This is a genomic window from Alteromonas sp. ABH4_456, assembly GCF_056160645.1.
Map to the genome: position 1 here is coordinate 48,156 of NZ_JBSWXO010000011.1, position 17,704 is coordinate 65,859.

Consider the following 17,704-nt stretch of genomic DNA (forward strand, 5'->3'; position numbering starts at 1 on the left):
CCTCAGGCTTTTTCTTTCATATCCGTTGAAGTCAGTTTTCTCAGTGAGGGGAATTGCCAGATTCCCCATCCAACCACACCAAAAGCTGTGATTGCTCCAATCAATGCAGCGCCGGCGGGCCCTGCTGCGGCAGCTACCGTTCCTGCTCTGAAATCCCCCAGTTGATTTGATGACGCAATGAAGATGGCATTCAGCGCGCCTACACGTCCCCGCAGTGCATCCGGTGTATTATGCTGAATAACGGAGCCGCGGATAACCACGCTGAACATATCTGATGCGCCGTAAATGAATAAGCATGCGCAGGCTATCCAGATACTGGTCGTCTGCGAAAATACCAGTACGGAGCAGGCAAAGACAAACAGGGCAGTGAATAGTGTATAACCGGCGTGGCGGAAGTCGGTTTTAAATTTCGACAGATAAATGCCGATGAGTACCGCGCCGATAGCGGGCATGGCCCTCAGCATGCCCAGTCCTTGCGGACCAGTGTGCAGAATATCCGCGGCATAAACGGGTAATAATGCTACGACGGAACCGCCCAGCACGATGAGTAAATCCAGCGACAAACTACCCAGTACGATGGGATTTCGCTGCATGAAATGTACGCCTTCCCACAAGGCTTTTTTACTACGTTGTCCTCCGGTATTAGCAGGACCAATCGGGGGCAGAAACAAGAAACAGATGCTGATCACAAAGCAAATTACGCATACTGTCCAGTACACTTTGAAGTCCATTAACGCTATCAGCAGCCCGGCGACGAAGGGACCGGCGGTTAATGCCAGATTCCACACGGTGCTGGTAATCGCGATGGCTGCGCCAAGCCGGTCGGGAGGCACCAGGTTGGGCACAATGGCCTGCATGGACGGAGATATAAACGCTTTGACGGTGCCGAGTGTCATTAATAACGACAGTAAAACCCACTTATTAAAGTTTCCGTCGTGCATCTCAAAGGCGATACAAAGAATGATACCCAGCCAGCAAACGGCCCCGGTTTGCAGTACCTTCTTACGGGACATATGGTCGGCAACCCAGCCGGTAAGGATAAAGAAAACATACACCGGGACGATTTGAAATAATCCTACCAGCGCCAGGTCGAAGGGATCTTTTGTAGCCTGATATAAATGCCAGCCTACAGCAGTGCCTAATATGGAGTCTATGACACTGAACAGCCCTCTGCCGGTGAGAAAAGCGTAAAATCCGGGCGGAAAACGTCCTGATTGTTGTGTCATGGTATCCTTTACTGGTTGAGCATCCTTTTACGGAGCAATGACTTAACGTAGATGTTGGAAAATTATCTCTTTAGTTTGTTTGCCAAGGTCCCGTAATACGTTGATATCCTGAGCCGAAAAAGTGCGGGGCGCGTCATAGATAACGCACAATGTACCCAGCTCGTAACCCTCCGGGGATTTCAGGATCATGCCTGCATAAGCCCGGATAAAGGGTTCACCCTTAACCAGCGGACTCCCGGCAAAGCGGTTATCCTGTGTGGCATCAGGGACAATCAGGTATTCTTCTTCGGCAATGGCATAAGTACAGAAAGACACATTTCTCGGCGTCTCAGTTTTATCCAGACATTGTCTGGATTTAAACCACTGACGATCTTCTGCTATCAAACTGATTAGGCATATTTTACAGTCAAAATACGCTTGCGCGGCCTTAGTAATCGCATCTAACCGTTCATCCGGCTCAGTATCGAGAATTTTCAGGTCATGCAATGCTTTTAAACGGGCGTCTTCGTGGGGCAGAACGGGATAATCCATACAGGGGTCACATCAGATCCGCAAGGGACCGGCCAATGTTTGTTACGACAGGTATGGGATTCTATATTAACTCTGTCCGGTGAAGAATATTTTTTCTTTAAATTTGAACTATAGTATAGAGACTATGTTTTAATGCGTTACGCTGAACACGGTTTACGTATGTAACATGTTGTGACAGCGGAAAAAACAGGATTTTCTGAGGTGGAAGGTCAGGTAAAGGAATAGATGTTTAAAGTTCAGTCGCACATGCAAAAACTGCTGGCCACTTTTCTGGTCTCAACAGTCTATATATTGTTTGGACTTCTCAGTATATGGGCTGCCATTCCGCCCGGTTATGCTACGGTAGTCTGGCCCGCTGCCGGCCTCGGTCTGCTGGCCGTACTTTTGCTCGGTCCGTTTGCATTGTTTGGTGTGTTCGCCGGTGCTGCAGTGCTTAATTTCATTATATCTTTAAACTATGCCGACGGAGAGCCGTCGTTGTTTTTTTCCGGCATGATGGGGGCGTTTGCGGCAACACAGGCGCTGGTCGGGCGGGTACTGATTGTCAGTGTCATTCCCGCGCCGGTTAATTTTGTGCGTCCTGCGGTGGTGGCGAAATTTTTATTGCTCGGAGCAATTATCAGCCCCTTAACCGGCGCCACTTTGAGTAATATTTTTCTCTGGGCACAGGGGGTTATTTCTGACCAGGACTGGTTTAAAAACTGGGTAAGCTGGTATATGGGCGATGCTATCGGCATCGTGTTTATCATTCCCTGGCTGCTGGTATTTACACCGAAAACCCTGTCTTCTCATGTATCCAAGTTCCGCTTTGTTTTTTATTCCCTGATCACTATTACTTCCTGCACGGCGCTGCTGGGTTGGCTGGTAACCAAAACGGAAATGGAAAAACACAAAGTTGAGTTCATTGTTAATGTGAACGTTCTTGAGCGTGCACTCAGCGGTGAACTGTCCAAAGTTTCGGATATCCTTCAGGCGCTGGCGGGGTTTGTCAGAATTCAGGAAGATGTCACCCCTTCAGAATACCGTGTCTTCACGCTGGATCTGCTGAAGCGAAACCCTTCAATTCACGGGTTATCGTGGAATGAAAGACTGGAGGGGCGGGAACTGAAGGCGTTTGAAACGGCTATGCAGGCGAGTTACGAGACCTTCGATCCCACCATTCATTTTGAAGTGAAAGGTCTGGATGCCAAAGAAAATATGGTGGCGGTAGATAACCGTGATACCCACGTAATCGTGTCGTTTATTGAGCCTATGACGGGTAACATAAAAGCACTGGGGCTGGATGTTTATTCACAAATATCCCGCCGGAAAGCGCTGGATAACGCGTGGTCCAGCCATCGTTTATTCCCCACTGCGCCTATCAACCTTGTTCAGGGTGACAGCTCTGAACCTGGCGTACTTATGTTCATGCCTGGCGGAAAAACTACCGGATCAAATCATTCCGGTTATGCCACTGCGGTTTTGAAAGCTCAGGAAATGATTGAGAATGCCTTTGGTGATTCTCTTTTGCCTACTCTGGGTGTACTGGTCTTTGACCCGGCGGCACCGTCCGGCCAATCCACCTTGTTCCGGCAAAATCTCTCCGGCGAAGATGTAGAATACCTGACTACAGGATGGAATGAGTCCGCACAGAACAAAGCGGGCTTCCTGACTGAGCGTTTTCCGCTAAATGAGGTCAGAACGATTACAGTCGGAGGACACAGTTGGGTGCTGCTGCAGGTGAGCGACAGCAGTTTCCTTTATCAGCCCTGGGGCGTGCATTTACTGTTGGCAGGTTCTGTGTTGTTCGCCGGGCTGCTGGGCTGGTTCATTATTATTGTGGCCGGACATACTGATGAAATTGAATATCAGGTCAAACGACGTACCCGTGATTTGACTCAGGCTAACAGCAGACTGGTTGAGTCAGAGTATGCTCAGGCTGAAGCGGTTAAAGACGCAGAACGTTCAAACCGTGCGAAAAGTGAATTTCTGGCCAATATGAGCCATGAAATCCGTACGCCGCTGAACGCCATTCTGGGATTAAGCCGGTTGGGGCTGAACCAGGAGCCGCCGGCTAATTTCCGCGACAAGTTTGAAAAAATCAATCATTCCGGCGAGCTGTTGCTGGGGATCATCAATGACATTCTGGATTTTTCCAAAATCGAAGCACAGAAGCTGGAGCTTGAGGAACAGATTTTTTCTATTAAGGATATTATCAGTCAGTTGCGGGATTTATTTATCGAGCAGGCCAAAGCGAAGGGGATTGAACTGCAATTCCGTTTCGACGGCAAACTTCGCCCCTGGCTTACCGGTGACTCATTGCGTCTGCGGCAGATACTGGTGAACTTACTTAGCAATGCCATTAAATTCACCAGTGAGGGAAGTGTTACTCTGGTGTGCCGGTATGAAGATATCGACGATCATGAATGCTTGCTGGTAATTTCAGTGACTGACACCGGGATTGGCATGTCGGAAAGTCAGCAGAAGGTAGTCTTTGATGCCTTCACGCAGGCGGACTCTTCAACCAGCCGCAAATTTGGTGGTACAGGGCTGGGAATGACCATCAGCCATCGTCTGGCAACCGCCATGGACGGGAATATCTCAGTAACAAGCCGTCAGGGCGAGGGCACGACTTTTATAGTAAAACTGCCGTTTAAGTTACCTCAGCCACGGGAAATTGATGAGTTTAAAGCTGAGCGGGCACGGGTAAGAGACAACCGTGAAGGGGCTTTTAGCGGTCACGTATTACTGGTAGAAGACAATGAGATTAACCAGGAAGTTGTGGGTGAGCAACTGCGTCATCTTGGACTGGATGTCACTATGGCAGATAACGGGGCGCTGGCTGTGGCTGCAACACGCCGCCATCATTTTGATATTATTTTAATGGATATTCAGATGCCGGTGATGGATGGTTATGAAGCGACCCGGCAAATCCGTGAGTCTGGCATCAATGTACCGGTTATTGCTTTGACCGCTGCGGCCATGGTGGAAGACAAACGTAAAGCGCTGGAATGTGGCATGAATGATCATTTAAGTAAGCCATTCCGGCAGGAAGAAATGTATGCGGCACTGACCAAATGGTTGAATGCATCAAAATCTACCCTGACGTCACCCCGTGACGACGGCAAGGGGTAATATTATTTGCCCGGTGACATCTTTTGTAGTTTTCTTTGTAAAGTCCTGCGGTGCATTCCCAATGCCTTCGCTGTAGCGGAAATATTGTGTTCGTGATCGTGCAGGGTGCGCTGAATATGTTCCCACTCCGCCTGTGCCGGCGTCATCGGTGTCAGCGATTCTTTTTCATCTCCGGCTGACAACACTCCGAGGCGTTGCAAAATGGTCAGGAAAGAAACCGGTTTGGTTAAGTAGTCTGTGGCACCGCTTTTTATGGCCCGCACGGTGGTAGGAATGCTGGCGTATCCTGTCATCACAATCAGGTGTCGGGGGCAAAAGCGGGCGGCCAGCTGTTCAATAAAATCCAGTCCGGTTTCATCCTGCAACATCATATCGAGTAAAATTGCATAAACACCGGTTTGCTGGTGGTGCATGGCTTCACTGGCCGATGCAAAGCAATGTACGTTAAATTCTGTTTTGGTGGCAAACCGTCTGGCAAGCACTTGTGAAAGTCTGGGATCATCGTCAATGATAAAGATAGTCTGCATTATTGCTCTGCCGGCAAAATAACCGTGGTTTCAAGTGTGAGAGCGCCCCGGCTATCAATAATTTCCCAACTGACTTTGCCACCGAACCGCTCAATTGTTGCGTTTGTCAGCACACTGGCAACCCCGTTTCCTTTTTCGCTGTGAACAAGTTGCCGGCCGATGACCGGTGCGTGTTCAGGTGGCGCACTATTCAGCGGATTAGCTATCCGTAACGTCCATTGACCGGTGCTGACAACCTGAGTGATGCTCACGCCGTTGTCTGCTTCACCGGACGCTTCTTCACAGGCATTCACGACAATATTTGTAAGCGCAGGCAGCAGAGTGCGGTCAGCGTGAATAATGCAATCGCTATTAAAGGTTTGCCAGTGAATAAGGGCTTCCGGTCTGGCAAGAATCAGACTATGCCGTAATGCTTTGATTAATCCTGAACTGCGATAGGTTGTGGTGCGGGACTCTCTGACATCATCCGCCACTTCCCGCCAGTCAGATAACAAACCATTCAGTCTGCTGACCTGTTCACTGAGCTCTTTTATGAGTGCCGGATCCGGGCTGTCCCGCCATTCTTCCAGTAGCAAATTAATTGTATGAACCGGCGTTGCAGCATCATGGGTAAGTTGTGCGGCGGCAGTGCCAATAGCCAGGAGTTGTTCATTTCTTAACTGAGTTTCTCTGAGCGCAACAATAGCCGCATTGCGCTTTCTTAACTGGCGGCGGTAATAAAAAATGATGGCTGCGATAAACACGCTGGTGCCGGCAAAACTCCACACCATATTGGCCGCATGCTGCGCCATACCATCATGATGAGAAGCAGGGGAAGCAAGCAGTTGTAATAACTGGGCACCGGTACTGATAAGCAATACCGCCGTGGCCAACCTGAAGGGAAGTTGTACCAGACCGGCGACAAGGGGGATCAGTAATATGATGGCGTAGGGATTACTGGCCGCACCGTTCAATCCGATAAGCCAGTTTATCAGCACGATTTCCAGCACCGTGCAGACAAACAACGCTACGGCGTTCAGCCGGCGCTTTTCGGGTAGCAGGGTGAGCAAGATCAGTAGCATCAGCGTGGATTACCGCATTGTCTGTTATTCCGGCGTACTGCTTCTGCAGAGCGGGCCTGATTATAGATTGCTCTGCGGCGTACAACCGCAGAGTATAAAGTGTTAAGTCTAAAACGCCAGTGTTACGCCAAGGTCAAAAGACCGCCCCCTTCCGGCAATCTGCGCGAAGCCCTGTTCCGGCGTTTGCTTAAATTGAGCAATGTTGACTCCGCCAGCGGGCTCTTCATACCAGGTATCCAGCAGATTATGGATGTCGAAGTGGAAAGTCATATTACCCTGTTGCCATGCAGTAGACAGATGCAGAAGTGACCAGGCGTCAGTGGTGTTCTCATTCCGCCGGTTATCCACATCGTTTTTACTGCCTGTCCATTGCCAGGATAATGCACCGGAGAACGACGATATGGCATATTCCAGGCTCATAGTATTCTGTACCGGTATGATTTGGTAAAGATTGCCTTCTCCGTGACGGCGCTCACCTTGTTGCCAGCTGAACGCTGTTTTCCAGGTCAGTGCCCCTGCTTCATTGTCAAACAGACGCTTCGATGCTTTTACATCAGCACCGGTAAGAGTAGCGTCTGTGTTCACAAATTGCAGAATGTTTCTCTGTCCCGCAGCGGACTCTGTGCGGTTGAAAGTACCGGTGACGTCGACGTCAATGTAGTCTGATACCCGCGTGTACCAGATACTCACTTCTGCTGCCCAGTCTGATTTTTCTGCCTGCCAGGACACCGAGGCTGTACTGGCGGTTTCAGGTGCAAGTTTGATGTTGCCGATATAGCCGTTTCCGTCACCGAACCAGCCAATCATGGATGTGGCCATGGCGCTGGTTCCCCAGCTGTAGCGTTCATAAAGGTTAGGGGCGCGGTTCTTTCTTGCGATACCTAGGGTCAGGCTTTGATCGCCGGATAATTTGCGTGTAGCCAGCAACGTGGCGTCGAACAGTGTGTCAGACTGACTGCGGTCTGCTGAATTAAATGCGCTGGCTGCTGCCAGATTGTTTGCCATCATCATCCCGCTGCCCATGGACATGCCACCCATGGACATTCCATCCATGCTGCTGTTTACATATGCCTGAACTTCACCGGTATCTGTTGTGACATATTCAGCGCGCAGTCCCGCCTGATACTGCCAGTCTTCATCAGCGGCGGACAACCATTCAGCCCAGGCTGCAAGGCGGTCCCGCTCCCCGTCATTAATGTTGATGTAGTCATTGGGGCCCATCATAGCTGAGCCTTCTACGGCCGGCCACCAGTCGTCCAGGCGATTGGCGTAATATTCCTGACCAAAAACAAAGGTGCTGCTGTTGTCTGCCGGCATTGTCCATTTCAGCTTTAGTGCAGTGTCGTGGCTGTCTGTGTTCATTGGCATCATGCCTGTTTTCTCCGCCGTGAAGAAACCCATTTCATGGGTGGTATGACGGGTACTGGCGGTGGCATCCAGGGCAATATCTCCGAACTGTCGCTGGTACAGTGCCGTAATGCCTGTACTGGTATTGTCAGTCATGTCCATGTACTGGTTCGGGAAGCCCTGATAGGGGATACGCTGGTGAGAAATGCTCATTTGCAGGCGTTGTGATGCATCCTGATAACCACCACTCAGCAAATGGTTTGTGGCTTTATAAAGGGTATCAAGTACCAGGCTACCATGCCCGTCTTCGTAGCTTTCTGCTTTGGACTGATTTCCTGCATAGCTCAGATACCATGTGTCACTGGCAACAGTGGCATCAGCGCTCAGCGTTCTGCCATTGTCGTTGCTTTGATAAAAATACCCCAGCGACCCTTTCTCAAACGTTACCGTATCACTTGTATTGAATGCCGGTGTGAAAGTAGACAATGCAATAACCCCGGCAATATTGTCACCGCCGGCACTGACCGGAGATACGCCCGGTAAAACGGCAATGGTATTGACCTGATTAGCGGAAACATATGACAGAGGCGGGTTCATCTGGTTACCACAAGCTGCAGTAACAGGCACACCGTCGGTGAGTAGCTGAATGCGGTCACCCATCATACCGTTCATCACCGGTAATGCAGAGACACCGCCTGCTGCAGAAAACGTGATACCGGCTTGTCCCAGACGGGATGAGAGGTTCTCATCACCATGAAGATGGGGCTGGCGGGTGGTGACTTCGATGGTTTCCACCGGAGTTTCTCCGGCAGAAGCTAATGTACTGAGCAGTGTGGTTGCGGACAACACAGCATAGGGGAGTGGTTTCACTTACATTTTCCGGTTATTAAATCCGGCGATAGTGTAACGGCGGCGTCGCAAAACCAACATGCGACAAATTGTCGCACATGTTCAAAAGTTAAGCGTTTGAGAAGTTTGGCGATATTTATTTAGCTTTACGGAAGATAAGCCCTTATTCAGGCTCAGAAATCATGTAACAATAGTCGTTCATCCGGTCCATCCTTGTCATACTAATGATTAGTTGCGGCTTTATCATATTGGTTATACGTTTCAGGTATAAAGTTATTCTGTAGGATATTGTAGTGTCTGATAATCTGGTTTCTGTTAAGACTCTCGATAAAGAGCAACTTAAACACGCAACAATTTTTTCCGGTATCAGCCCGAAGGCCATGCGCCGGGTGTTTGCTGCGTGGTGTATTTTTTGTGTTGTAGTCGCCATTATTGTGGTTATGGCTCCTGATTTATCTCAGGTTTTCCAACTTACCGTGTTTGGTGTACTGATTGCGTTTACGCTGGCCATGTTTGGTCAAAGCCGCATCGCTGAAGGCTGGCCGGCTGTACTTTCCAGTGACAATGAAATTTGTGTGATCCGCGACCCGCAAAAGCGGGAATTTATATGTGTGCCTGTCAGTTTGGTTACCGCAGCTGAACCGGCGCTGATAAAGCCAAATAAAAAAGCACTGGCGCTCATGCTGGATACGCAGCGGCTATCGGAAAACGATGTCAGTACCCTTAATCAGGCTGTCTGGCCACGGGACGACCGGTTGCTGGCTCTTGCGCACTTTATATCCCGCGATAAAGCATGCCGGAAAATTAATTCTTTCCTTTCCTGATATCCATTTCTTCCGGTGCTTGCACAAAAAATGAGCAGGTGCCGGCGACTTGTCCCAATTTGGCCTGTCATGGGGACAATATTCACAGATAGAATTGTTTTTCAAATTTCATTAATGGTAATGTTGTCTTACCTTTGATCATGAAATTAGCACGCTTATTTCTTTAAGTTGTTGATATTTTGGGCTAATTCCGGACTCGGTGGTATATGAATTTCGTAATAAACGCCGCTTATACAGAGATGGCGTGAATTCTGCACTCGTAAATCCTGCAGATAGAAGTGCAGAAAGGTAGCAACTTGATTGCTGCACCTGTAGTACAAGTAAAATGTGCGTTTCCTTAAGTTTTAGGGTCTATGAGACCTGTCGCAGAAATGCGGACAGAGTGTGAAAACAGCAAGGAGGCAACATGACCCCCGGTACAATCTTACAAATTCTGGTCGTTGAAGACGATCCTGTGGTAGCAAGCCAGTTAACCTGCTTTTTGACCGGACTGGGATGGAAAGTGGATTTTGCTGCCAGCGGAAAGCTGGCTATCCGTCTGAGCAAGGCTCAGCGATACGACGCTATTCTGCTTGATGTGGCGATGCCGGATTTACCCGGTGCGGAAATACTGGCACAAATAAAACAAGCCTGTGATTCGCCGGTATTACTGATGAACCCCGGACAAGACCCCGCAGGTAACGCAGCCTTTGCCGCTGCAGATGACAGTGTTCCGGATCCTTCAGACTATCGTGACATTGTGAGTCGTTGTCAACGTTTTGCCACACGGGAACCCCTGGCAATCACAGCCTGACAAAACGACCTCAAAAGAGAGTTCATGGAAACCTGTAGCTGAAAAGCCACAGGTTTTTTTATGCCTGTTTAACTGATGGATTAGTTCTTAATCTCAGTGTTGTAAGTAAGGGAAAGTGGTCAGAGCCTACATCCGGCATTCTTTCTATTTTGACCAGTTCGAAATGCTCAGTATGAAAGACATGGTCAAGGGGCCAGCGCAGTAACGGGTAATCCGCATGGAAAGTGTTGAAAAAACCACGGCCACGGCGGGGATCCAGCATGCCACTTATTTTTCTGAATTTTCGGGTCGTCGGTGACCATGCCACATCATTGAGGTCACCGGTAACAATGGCCGGATGCTTTAACTTTGCCATTTCTTTTCCTACCCGTGTCAGTTCCTTATCCCTGGGTCCGGCAGATTTATTTTCTGTGGGACTTGGCGGTTTAGGGTGTACAAAATGGATTTTTACCTGAGTACCGGCCATTTCCTGCCAGATTTCCATAGACGGTACGTCATCTTCAATAATGAAACGGATTTTTTCGTTGCCGAAGGGACGCCGGCTATAAAGATGCATGCCGTAAAGATTTTCTAGCGGACAAGAGAGGCGATAGGGATAGTCATCGTGAAGGACCGACAATGCCTGCTCCCAGTCTTTATTGCTTTCCAGCGTCACCAAAATATCCGGTTTACGTAGCCTGGTAAGATTAATCAGTGCGTCATAGTTATCGTTAGTCATTAATACATTGCTGGTGAGAATGCTTATTGTGCGGTCGTCATCAGTTGCCGGTACCTGATTCACTTCTGTGCGCCATACCGGTGTGTAAGGGATTACCCAGGCAAGTTGATAGAGCAAAGCACAGACAGCACCGGCCTGCATGTAAAGCGCCAGTAAGGGCGTTTCGATATACCAGTATGTCCAGACTAAGGTGAGCACAAGTAAAATAAACGCCTGCTGCAGACGGGGAAACTCCCATACGCGGATTAACCAGTGCTGACCGGGTATGTGAGGCAGTATCGCAGCCACAATAAAGAAAAGGGTAATGATAGAGAGTACTGTTGTCATGGTTCGTCCGCTGAAATTACTGTCCGGAATCAAAATATTTAGCTTACTTATATAAAGACTTTCTGTCCTGTTCGATCAAACGAGGTGATTTCAGCAATTGTAAATGCAAGGTAAAAAATACGGGGTTCTGAGAAAAGTTTGCATGAAGGGAAAGAGCGGAAAGTTGGAGTTCACTATAAAAAATCATATTTTTCAGTTATTTAATTTCCTGGCATGAAGTTGGCTTCATTTTTTTTGCTTGATAATTAAGGAGAGCAAAATTATGAAACGTTCAATTCTTTCACTATTAGTAGCTGGTACATTAACTACTTCTGCTTTTGCAGGATCTATGGATACTGCGAACAAGTGGGAGGAAGGTGCCAAGGATGCCTGGATAGACGGCAAAGCTGAAGCAACATTACTGTTTAACGGTAATCTGAATTCTTTTGATATCAACACCGATGTTCAGGATGGCAAGGTTATTCTGACCGGTAAGGTAGACAACTCGGTTGATAAAAAGCTCGCGGAAGAGCTGGTAGCGAATATCGACGGCGTAACAGATGTTGATAACCAGCTGACCATTGTAGAAGAGCATGACTCTCAAGCTATGTCCGGTGATGACATGGATATGGACTCTGCAACCGGCAAACTGACAGATGCTAAAATCGCGACTGTAATCAAAACCCGTTTACTGATGGACTCTGACATTTCCGGTTTTGATATCGACGTGGATGTTGAGCAGGGCAATGTTACGCTTACCGGTACAGTAGACTCAGACGCTGAGCGTGACCTGGCCGTTGAGATTGCGAAAAACGCCACAGATGTTACAGACGTTGAAGACAACCTGAAGGTCGTTCAACAGAAAACAGCGATGAAAAGTGAATAATACTTTTTAACTGCATAATCAGGAAAGGGCTGAGTTATCTCAGCCCTTTTTTATTGCGTTCCGGTTGATGAATCCTGCTGAAAAGCTTTCCTTCCCGTCTGTGAAAATATTTCCCGTCTGTAGTAAAAAAGTATCATCAAATTCCCGGGTCAACGGAAATTATTTGGGTGTCATTACCTGCACCTTTTTCCTCTGATTTTTCTTCTATGATAATGAATTGATACTTAAGTCTAATAAATCAGTAGGTTACGAAAACGCCGGTCATGACGTTGAAGCACGGAGGTGGCTTTTGCGGCGTTTCTGTGAGGTCTCTAAAAATATGGCGCGGAAATTGGAATGTTAAAAATAGTTGTGAGAGTAAATAAGTCATTTACCGGAATTCAATTCTACGCACGCAAGGGAGCAGTATGAAATTTCTGAAGACTAAACACCGTCCGTTACCGTCAACGTCATTTGAACGTCTCATTCACTCGCAGCCAGTTTTTAACTGGTTCGATCGCTACGACAAACGTGACCACAAAGCCGGTAAGGCAACAGCAGGTGCAGTGATGGCGGAGGCAGCGACCGCTAACTAAGTACAGGAAAGCGATCCGGACGGCCCTTGAATTAAACAACGATGGTGAAAAACATGAATTACTTAAAAATTGCGGTAATGACAGTGTTACTTCTGACCAGTCTTGTAGCTCTGGGGTCCGGAAAGCAACTTTCAACCTGGCTGGGGGAAACGCCGGCAGAAACATCAACTGGTGCTGATCTGGCAGAAGTTGAGGCGGTATTTAATGAGTTGGAATTTGACCCGGCGAATTCGTTTCATCAAATTCGTAAGCAAAGGATTGAGCATTATCTTGATTTGGCCCGTAACTATGATGATAGTGACTGGGACTACAGCAGGGATGAAGCTCTGCAGCGGGCTCAAAATATAATGAATCACCACGAAAGGAAGGAAAGTGGTATCTATGCCAGCTTATAGACAAGGTGCTTTCGCCTTAATTATTTGTGTATTTTTATTGGGCGGCTGTGCCAGCGCGCCCGACATGCCTGAAAATTCTGCTGTACAACCGCAGAACAACACACAACCTCAAAAAAACGAACCTGCACTGGCTGAAGAGCTTGCGAAAGGGAAAGACGTTACCGTACAAACCAGCCAGGGAGCCGTATCCGTTTCTCCGGTAGTGGTTGCAGTAGGTGATACCCCTGAGTCAGGGAATACCGGTGATGAGGTGTATTACAACGATCCCTGGGAAGGCTTCAACCGGGCCATGTTCAGCTTTAATAATGTGTCTTATCAGTATGTACTTTTACCGCTGGCAGACGGTTATCATTATGTAGTGCCAGGGGTGGTGAGAGACAAAATTGGTAATGCCTTTGATAATCTCAGAGAGCCGTTGAATCTGGTCAACAACACCTTTGCAGGCGAGTTCAGTGAGGCTGGTGCAAACTTAGGGCGCTTTCTGATCAATTCTTCGGTGGGACTGCTCGGCTTATTCGACCCCGCATCCGACTGGTTCGACATCAAACCGCAAAAGCAAACCATCGCAAATACCTTACAACGCTATGATATTGGCTCCGGCCCGTATCTGGTTATTCCCATTTTAGGTCCGTCTGATTCCCGCGGCGCGTTATCTACGCTCACCGAAGGGTTTGTCCATCCGGTAAATTACATTGCTGAACCACCGGAAAGCTATCAGTTGAGGATTTTTGAAGGTTTTGATGACTTCTCAAATCAGTCAGATACGTACAAGAAATTGTATGAGCAGGCTGAGGATCCTTACATCTATTTCCGTAATCAGTACATTCAGGGACAGCGACGTGACGAACTCTTCGAACTCAGTGAACGCGAACAGCAAGATAACCAGTAAGCTGGCGGCAGGGATTATTTCAGCCCGCTGGGGTATTCTGATTTTCTTTATTGCGGCTTTAGCGTGGCTGGGATTACACATATCGCAATTTCGCATTGATGCGTCCGCAGACACCTTACTGGTCAAAGATAACAAGCTCTACATTCAGACTCAGGTTGCTGATCAGACATTCGCCCCGCAGGAATTTATTCTGCTGGCTTATGAGCCGGTTTCTCATGATCTGTTCAGCCGGCAGACATTTGATGATATTGCTGCGCTGTCGGCAGAAATAAAGAAAATCGACCGTGTTGAAGCTGTGACATCCATTATCACCGTGCCGCTTATTAATGATGCCGGTGCACTTACCGGTGATACCGATGTGGCTTCTCTGTCATGGGAAAAGCAGCATTATTCTCCCGCACAAATGAAATCTATGATTTCAGGCCATCCGATCTTTACTGATCTGCTGGTTAACCGTCAGGAAACCGCAACGGGTATTCAGATCGTTTTTAAAGACAATCCTGAACTGGTAGAAATAGACAAAGAAATCACCACCATTCAGGCTAAAGTACTAGACGGTGAGAGCCTCAGTGACGCCGACAATAAGAAAATTGAAGCGTTAAAGGCGAAGGCTGAGCCTATCCGTCAGCAACTGACCACACAGCGAAAAGCCGAAATCGAACAAATTGAACAAATCACGCAGTCTTTGTCTGACAGAGCCAACACCTATCTTGGCGGGGCCTATGTGGTAGGCCAGCATCTTATCGATATCATCAAGTCAGACCTGGTGAATTTTGGCACCGCAATCGCTGCGGTTATCGTGTTACTTCTGGCCTTATTGTACCGGTCATTTAAATGGGTATTCTTTCCGTTACTTTCCTGTGCAGTAAGCGTATTTCTGACCATGGGCCTGTTCGGGTTGCTGGATTTACGTACCACGGTCATTTCCGCAAATTTTGTGGCTTTGCAACTTATTCTTACCCTGGCGGTGATGATCCACGTCATCGGCAGTTACCGCGAAATAAGCCGGGATAGCCCGGAGTATTCTCAACGCCAGCGCATTATCGCTACGTTGGAAGACAAACTGTCTCCCTGTTTTTACGCCACGCTGACCACCTCTGTAGGATTCGGCGCTCTTATCTTTTCAGGCTTGCAGCCGGTGGTCGCATTTGGATGGATGATGCTGGCTTCCATGTTGATCACCATGGCAGTAAGTTTGCTGCTGTTCCCGGCTTTGCTGTCATTTTTACCGGCCAGTAAAGAAACGAAAGAGTACGGTTTTATTAAAGCATTGCTGGAACGCCTGCGCGGGCTGTCGATGCGCGCACCATTGGCTGTCAGCGGGTTTGTGCTCATTGTGTTTGCTGTTATGGCGGCGGGCATCACACGGCTTAATGTTGAAGACTCTTTTATTAATTACTTTGATAAAGACACGCAAATCTACAAAGAACTGGCGTTTATCGACCGTGAATTTGGTGGTTCTACTGCCCTGGATGTCATTATTACACTGGATGGACAAAACGCGTCGAAGGAACTGGTGCTGACGGCAGATTCTGTCGCACAGTTGCAGCTGGCGCAGGCGGCCATCAAGGCATTTGACGCTACAGGCAGTGTGACGTCGGTAGTGAATTTTACTGAACTGGCAAAACAGTTAAATGGTGGAAAACCGCTTACTGAGTATGAGCTTACCTCTATCTACCGTTTATTGGATGAAAAGGTGGTAAATCAGCTGGTGGGGGCGTATTTTTCTGCTGAAGATAATGCCTTTCGTATCTCTACGCGTATTCAGGACACCACGGAAGGGTTGAACCGTCAACTGTTTATGACTCAACTGCAGTCTGACTTAAAAGCCACGGGGCTGGATGACTCTCAGTATGAATTGACTAACCTGTTCGTGTTGTATCAGGATATTCTCAGTCGTCTTTTTGACTCCCAAATCAAAACTCTCGGTATTGTGTATGCAGTGCTGGCACTGGTGCTGTTTGCTATTTTCCGCTCGCTTAAGGTCACACTGATTGCACTTCTACCGAATATACTCACTACACTGGGAGTTTTAGGGATCATAGGCTGGTCCGGTATTTCCCTTGATATTATGACTATCACTATTGCGGCCATAGCCATGGGCATAGCTGTCGATGATACCATTCACTTTTTACACAGTTACCTGTCTGGTATGAAACAGGGAGATGGCAGCGCATACGCGGGGAGCCGTTCAGCCTTCGGGCATTCCGGACTGGCTATATTGTTCACCTCTACCATTATTGCAACGGGTTTCTCACTGTTCGGTTTTTCTGACTTTTTACCCAGTGTGTATTTTGGCTTGCTGACGGCACTGGCGATGCTGCTGGCACTGTTTACTGACCTGAGTTTATTGCCGGCGCTGCTAAACCGTTTTGTTGGTAAGAAAAGTAGCGGGTAATGCCCCTGCAATCAGGTATGATGTATAGACGAATAAAGGCTTGCAGCGATGCAGGTCTTTTTTACTGATGGCTGAGAAAGGAGCTGAGCAATGCCGGAGGCAGATTCCGTTGCAGGGTTAGGGTGTGAAGAGGCGTGTATTCAGGTGTTTATGGCAAACCGGCCTGATTATCCTCTGACGGGGCCTCCGGGACAATTGTTGCCGGCAAATAATACCCTCATTGAGAACATAAACCGGGAATGCGGAAATGGCTGGCGTAAAGTATTTAATGTCTACGCAAAATGGGTATTTGCCTTGTCAGAGAGTGCCGGCAAAACACAAGGCATTTCCTCATGGCAGCAGTATCGTGACGAGCTTTTGCTGACAGAACAGGGGGAGTACTGCGCTCTGGTTTGAAGCGCCGGAACATTTTAACCCTGCCAGATTAAACATTGTGATGGGCAAAACCTTTGCCGGAACGTTGGGACTTACAGACAGTGTGGAATGGCTGACGGCTGATTTTGCTGTGTGCTTGCAACGGTCACTGGTTGTGACGCCGTATTTTGACTACCGGCAGCTGACAAATGAAAAAGTTGGTTTTCTGAATTATCTGATCAGAAGCAGGCCGGCTTTGCTGAAACAGGCTATGGGGTGTCAGAAATAAAAAACCAGACCCGGAGGTCTGGTTTTGATTTTTCTTAGTACTGATTAACAGTCTTTGTCTTCTGCATTCATGCCTTCTTTGGCATCTTCACAGGCGTCTTCAACTGCGTTACCTGCATCGGTAACGACTTCGTCGAGTTTTTCACCTGCGTTTTCTGCTTCACCGTCGCCGCATGCGGCCAGTGAGAATGCGAAACCTGCTACTAACAGTGCCTTAAGCATTAATTTAGATAAGTTCATAGTCCTTTCTCCTTGTTCCAATGTAAATTGTTAGACTCTAGGTGATTTGCCGCGTAATGCATTTGCGATCAGAGAGATCACCAGCAACGCTACAAACACGAAGAATAAAAACTGAGCAATGCCTGATGCTGCACCGGCAATGCCGCCAAAGCCAAAAACTGCTGCGATAATGGCGATAATGAAAAATGTAACTGCCCAACCTAGCATAATTATTTCCTCATATTGCTCTAGTAAATGACATATACACTTATGCTGGTATTGTGCCATTATTTAAGATGTTGAAAATTAAGGGTTATTTTTTGTTTTACTGCGTTTGACCCTGATGGACAGGGCGGTAGTTACAACTTACTTGCATTTTTTACACAGTCTCCGGAAAGCTTTCA

Annotated in this window: 17 protein-coding genes and 1 pseudogene; 10 read left to right on the top strand and 8 right to left on the bottom strand. The window is 47.9% G+C overall.

Features of this window, described 5'->3' with window-relative positions:
- Window positions 1-2: 2 nt before the first annotated feature.
- Complete coding sequence (locus tag ACXAG2_RS16155) at window positions 3-1,226, bottom strand: MFS transporter (protein WP_474868628.1); 1,224 nt, start codon at window positions 1,224-1,226, stop codon at window positions 3-5.
- A 42-nt stretch (window positions 1,227-1,268) separates the two neighbouring features.
- Window positions 1,269-1,757, bottom strand: a complete 489-nt coding sequence (locus ACXAG2_RS16160; RefSeq protein WP_474868630.1) for a GAF domain-containing protein — start codon at window positions 1,755-1,757, stop codon at window positions 1,269-1,271.
- 225 nt (window positions 1,758-1,982) lie between these two features.
- On the opposite strand from ACXAG2_RS16160, the gene ACXAG2_RS16165 reads away from it, so the two are divergent.
- A complete protein-coding gene (locus tag ACXAG2_RS16165; protein WP_474868633.1) occupies window positions 1,983-4,871 on the top strand; it encodes a response regulator in 2,889 nt (962 codons plus the stop codon).
- 2 nt (window positions 4,872-4,873) lie between these two features.
- On the opposite strand, the gene ACXAG2_RS16170 is transcribed toward ACXAG2_RS16165, so the two are convergent.
- From ACXAG2_RS16170 to ACXAG2_RS16180, 3 genes are all read right to left on the bottom strand, one after another.
- Window positions 4,874-5,398, bottom strand: coding sequence for a response regulator transcription factor (locus ACXAG2_RS16170; protein WP_474868634.1), 525 nt, complete (start codon window positions 5,396-5,398; stop codon window positions 4,874-4,876).
- The gene (locus ACXAG2_RS16175; RefSeq protein WP_474868637.1) at window positions 5,398-6,459 is read right to left on the bottom strand and encodes a hypothetical protein; all 1,062 of its coding nucleotides are present in this window, start codon (window positions 6,457-6,459) and stop codon (window positions 5,398-5,400) included. Before ACXAG2_RS16175 ends, ACXAG2_RS16170 begins: the two co-directional genes overlap by 1 nt.
- A 108-nt stretch (window positions 6,460-6,567) precedes the next feature.
- Window positions 6,568-8,676: a TonB-dependent receptor plug domain-containing protein gene (locus ACXAG2_RS16180; RefSeq protein WP_474868638.1), complete on the bottom strand. Its 2,109-nt coding sequence runs from the start codon at window positions 8,674-8,676 to the stop codon at window positions 6,568-6,570.
- 272 nt (window positions 8,677-8,948) lie between these two features.
- Between ACXAG2_RS16180 and ACXAG2_RS16185 the strand changes: the two genes are divergently transcribed.
- Both ACXAG2_RS16185 and ACXAG2_RS16190 read left to right on the top strand, forming a co-directional pair.
- Window positions 8,949-9,479 (top strand): hypothetical protein, encoded by a 531-nt coding sequence (locus tag ACXAG2_RS16185; RefSeq protein ID WP_232373517.1) that lies wholly within the window; start codon window positions 8,949-8,951, stop codon window positions 9,477-9,479.
- Window positions 9,480-9,885: 406 nt separating this feature from the next.
- Window positions 9,886-10,272 (top strand): response regulator transcription factor, encoded by a 387-nt coding sequence (locus tag ACXAG2_RS16190; protein ID WP_474868641.1) that lies wholly within the window; start codon window positions 9,886-9,888, stop codon window positions 10,270-10,272.
- A 58-nt stretch (window positions 10,273-10,330) separates the two neighbouring features.
- On the opposite strand, the gene ACXAG2_RS16195 is transcribed toward ACXAG2_RS16190, so the two are convergent.
- Window positions 10,331-11,317 carry an endonuclease/exonuclease/phosphatase family protein gene (locus ACXAG2_RS16195; protein WP_474868644.1) on the bottom strand — a complete coding sequence of 329 codons (987 nt, stop codon included), beginning with the start codon at window positions 11,315-11,317 and terminating at the stop codon, window positions 10,331-10,333.
- A 262-nt stretch (window positions 11,318-11,579) separates the two neighbouring features.
- On the opposite strand from ACXAG2_RS16195, the gene ACXAG2_RS16200 reads away from it, so the two are divergent.
- The 7 genes and pseudogenes from ACXAG2_RS16200 to ACXAG2_RS16230 form a co-directional block, all read left to right on the top strand.
- On the top strand, window positions 11,580-12,182 hold the full coding sequence (locus tag ACXAG2_RS16200; protein WP_474868647.1) for a BON domain-containing protein: 603 nt from the start codon (window positions 11,580-11,582) through the stop codon (window positions 12,180-12,182).
- 407 nt (window positions 12,183-12,589) lie between these two features.
- Complete coding sequence (locus ACXAG2_RS16205) at window positions 12,590-12,757, top strand: hypothetical protein (protein ID WP_474868650.1); 168 nt, start codon at window positions 12,590-12,592, stop codon at window positions 12,755-12,757.
- Between the two features lie 53 nt (window positions 12,758-12,810).
- Complete coding sequence (locus ACXAG2_RS16210) at window positions 12,811-13,152, top strand: hypothetical protein (protein ID WP_150154265.1); 342 nt, start codon at window positions 12,811-12,813, stop codon at window positions 13,150-13,152.
- On the top strand, window positions 13,139-14,041 hold the full coding sequence (locus tag ACXAG2_RS16215) for an MlaA family lipoprotein (protein ID WP_474868653.1): 903 nt from the start codon (window positions 13,139-13,141) through the stop codon (window positions 14,039-14,041). The genes ACXAG2_RS16210 and ACXAG2_RS16215 overlap by 14 nt, the downstream gene beginning before the upstream one ends.
- Window positions 13,992-16,439: an efflux RND transporter permease subunit gene (locus tag ACXAG2_RS16220; protein ID WP_474868656.1), complete on the top strand. Its 2,448-nt coding sequence runs from the start codon at window positions 13,992-13,994 to the stop codon at window positions 16,437-16,439. The genes ACXAG2_RS16215 and ACXAG2_RS16220 overlap by 50 nt, the downstream gene beginning before the upstream one ends.
- 90 nt (window positions 16,440-16,529) lie before the next feature.
- Entirely contained in the window at window positions 16,530-16,835 is a 306-nt protein-coding gene (locus ACXAG2_RS16225) for a DUF6942 family protein (protein WP_474868658.1), read from the top strand.
- 31 nt (window positions 16,836-16,866) lie between these two features.
- Window positions 16,867-17,082: pseudogene (locus ACXAG2_RS16230) on the top strand (DUF6942 family protein); the annotation flags it as partial.
- A gap of 44 nt (window positions 17,083-17,126) precedes the next feature.
- Here ACXAG2_RS16230 and ACXAG2_RS16235 read toward each other — a convergent pair.
- Both ACXAG2_RS16235 and ACXAG2_RS16240 read right to left on the bottom strand, forming a co-directional pair.
- Window positions 17,127-17,321, bottom strand: a complete 195-nt coding sequence (locus ACXAG2_RS16235) for a hypothetical protein (RefSeq protein WP_119500971.1) — start codon at window positions 17,319-17,321, stop codon at window positions 17,127-17,129.
- Between the two features lie 30 nt (window positions 17,322-17,351).
- Complete coding sequence (locus ACXAG2_RS16240) at window positions 17,352-17,528, bottom strand: DUF1328 domain-containing protein (RefSeq protein WP_070125299.1); 177 nt, start codon at window positions 17,526-17,528, stop codon at window positions 17,352-17,354.
- Window positions 17,529-17,704 lie beyond the last annotated feature (176 nt).

Coding starts and splice junctions, on each gene's coding strand:
- ACXAG2_RS16190 (WP_474868641.1), top strand. CDS start 9,886: ATGACCCCCGGTACAATCTTACAAATTCTGGTCGTTGAAGACGATCCT.
- ACXAG2_RS16200 (WP_474868647.1), top strand. CDS start 11,580: ATGAAACGTTCAATTCTTTCACTATTAGTAGCTGGTACATTAACTACT.
- ACXAG2_RS16215 (WP_474868653.1), top strand. CDS start 13,139: ATGCCAGCTTATAGACAAGGTGCTTTCGCCTTAATTATTTGTGTATTT.
- ACXAG2_RS16195 (WP_474868644.1), bottom strand. CDS start 11,317: ATGACAACAGTACTCTCTATCATTACCCTTTTCTTTATTGTGGCTGCG.
- ACXAG2_RS16175 (WP_474868637.1), bottom strand. CDS start 6,459: ATGCTACTGATCTTGCTCACCCTGCTACCCGAAAAGCGCCGGCTGAAC.
- ACXAG2_RS16210 (WP_150154265.1), top strand. CDS start 12,811: ATGAATTACTTAAAAATTGCGGTAATGACAGTGTTACTTCTGACCAGT.
- ACXAG2_RS16155 (WP_474868628.1), bottom strand. CDS start 1,226: ATGACACAACAATCAGGACGTTTTCCGCCCGGATTTTACGCTTTTCTC.
- ACXAG2_RS16170 (WP_474868634.1), bottom strand. CDS start 5,398: ATGCAGACTATCTTTATCATTGACGATGATCCCAGACTTTCACAAGTG.
- ACXAG2_RS16225 (WP_474868658.1), top strand. CDS start 16,530: ATGCCGGAGGCAGATTCCGTTGCAGGGTTAGGGTGTGAAGAGGCGTGT.
- ACXAG2_RS16235 (WP_119500971.1), bottom strand. CDS start 17,321: ATGAACTTATCTAAATTAATGCTTAAGGCACTGTTAGTAGCAGGTTTC.
- ACXAG2_RS16165 (WP_474868633.1), top strand. CDS start 1,983: ATGTTTAAAGTTCAGTCGCACATGCAAAAACTGCTGGCCACTTTTCTG.
- ACXAG2_RS16240 (WP_070125299.1), bottom strand. CDS start 17,528: ATGCTAGGTTGGGCAGTTACATTTTTCATTATCGCCATTATCGCAGCA.
- ACXAG2_RS16205 (WP_474868650.1), top strand. CDS start 12,590: ATGAAATTTCTGAAGACTAAACACCGTCCGTTACCGTCAACGTCATTT.
- ACXAG2_RS16160 (WP_474868630.1), bottom strand. CDS start 1,757: ATGGATTATCCCGTTCTGCCCCACGAAGACGCCCGTTTAAAAGCATTG.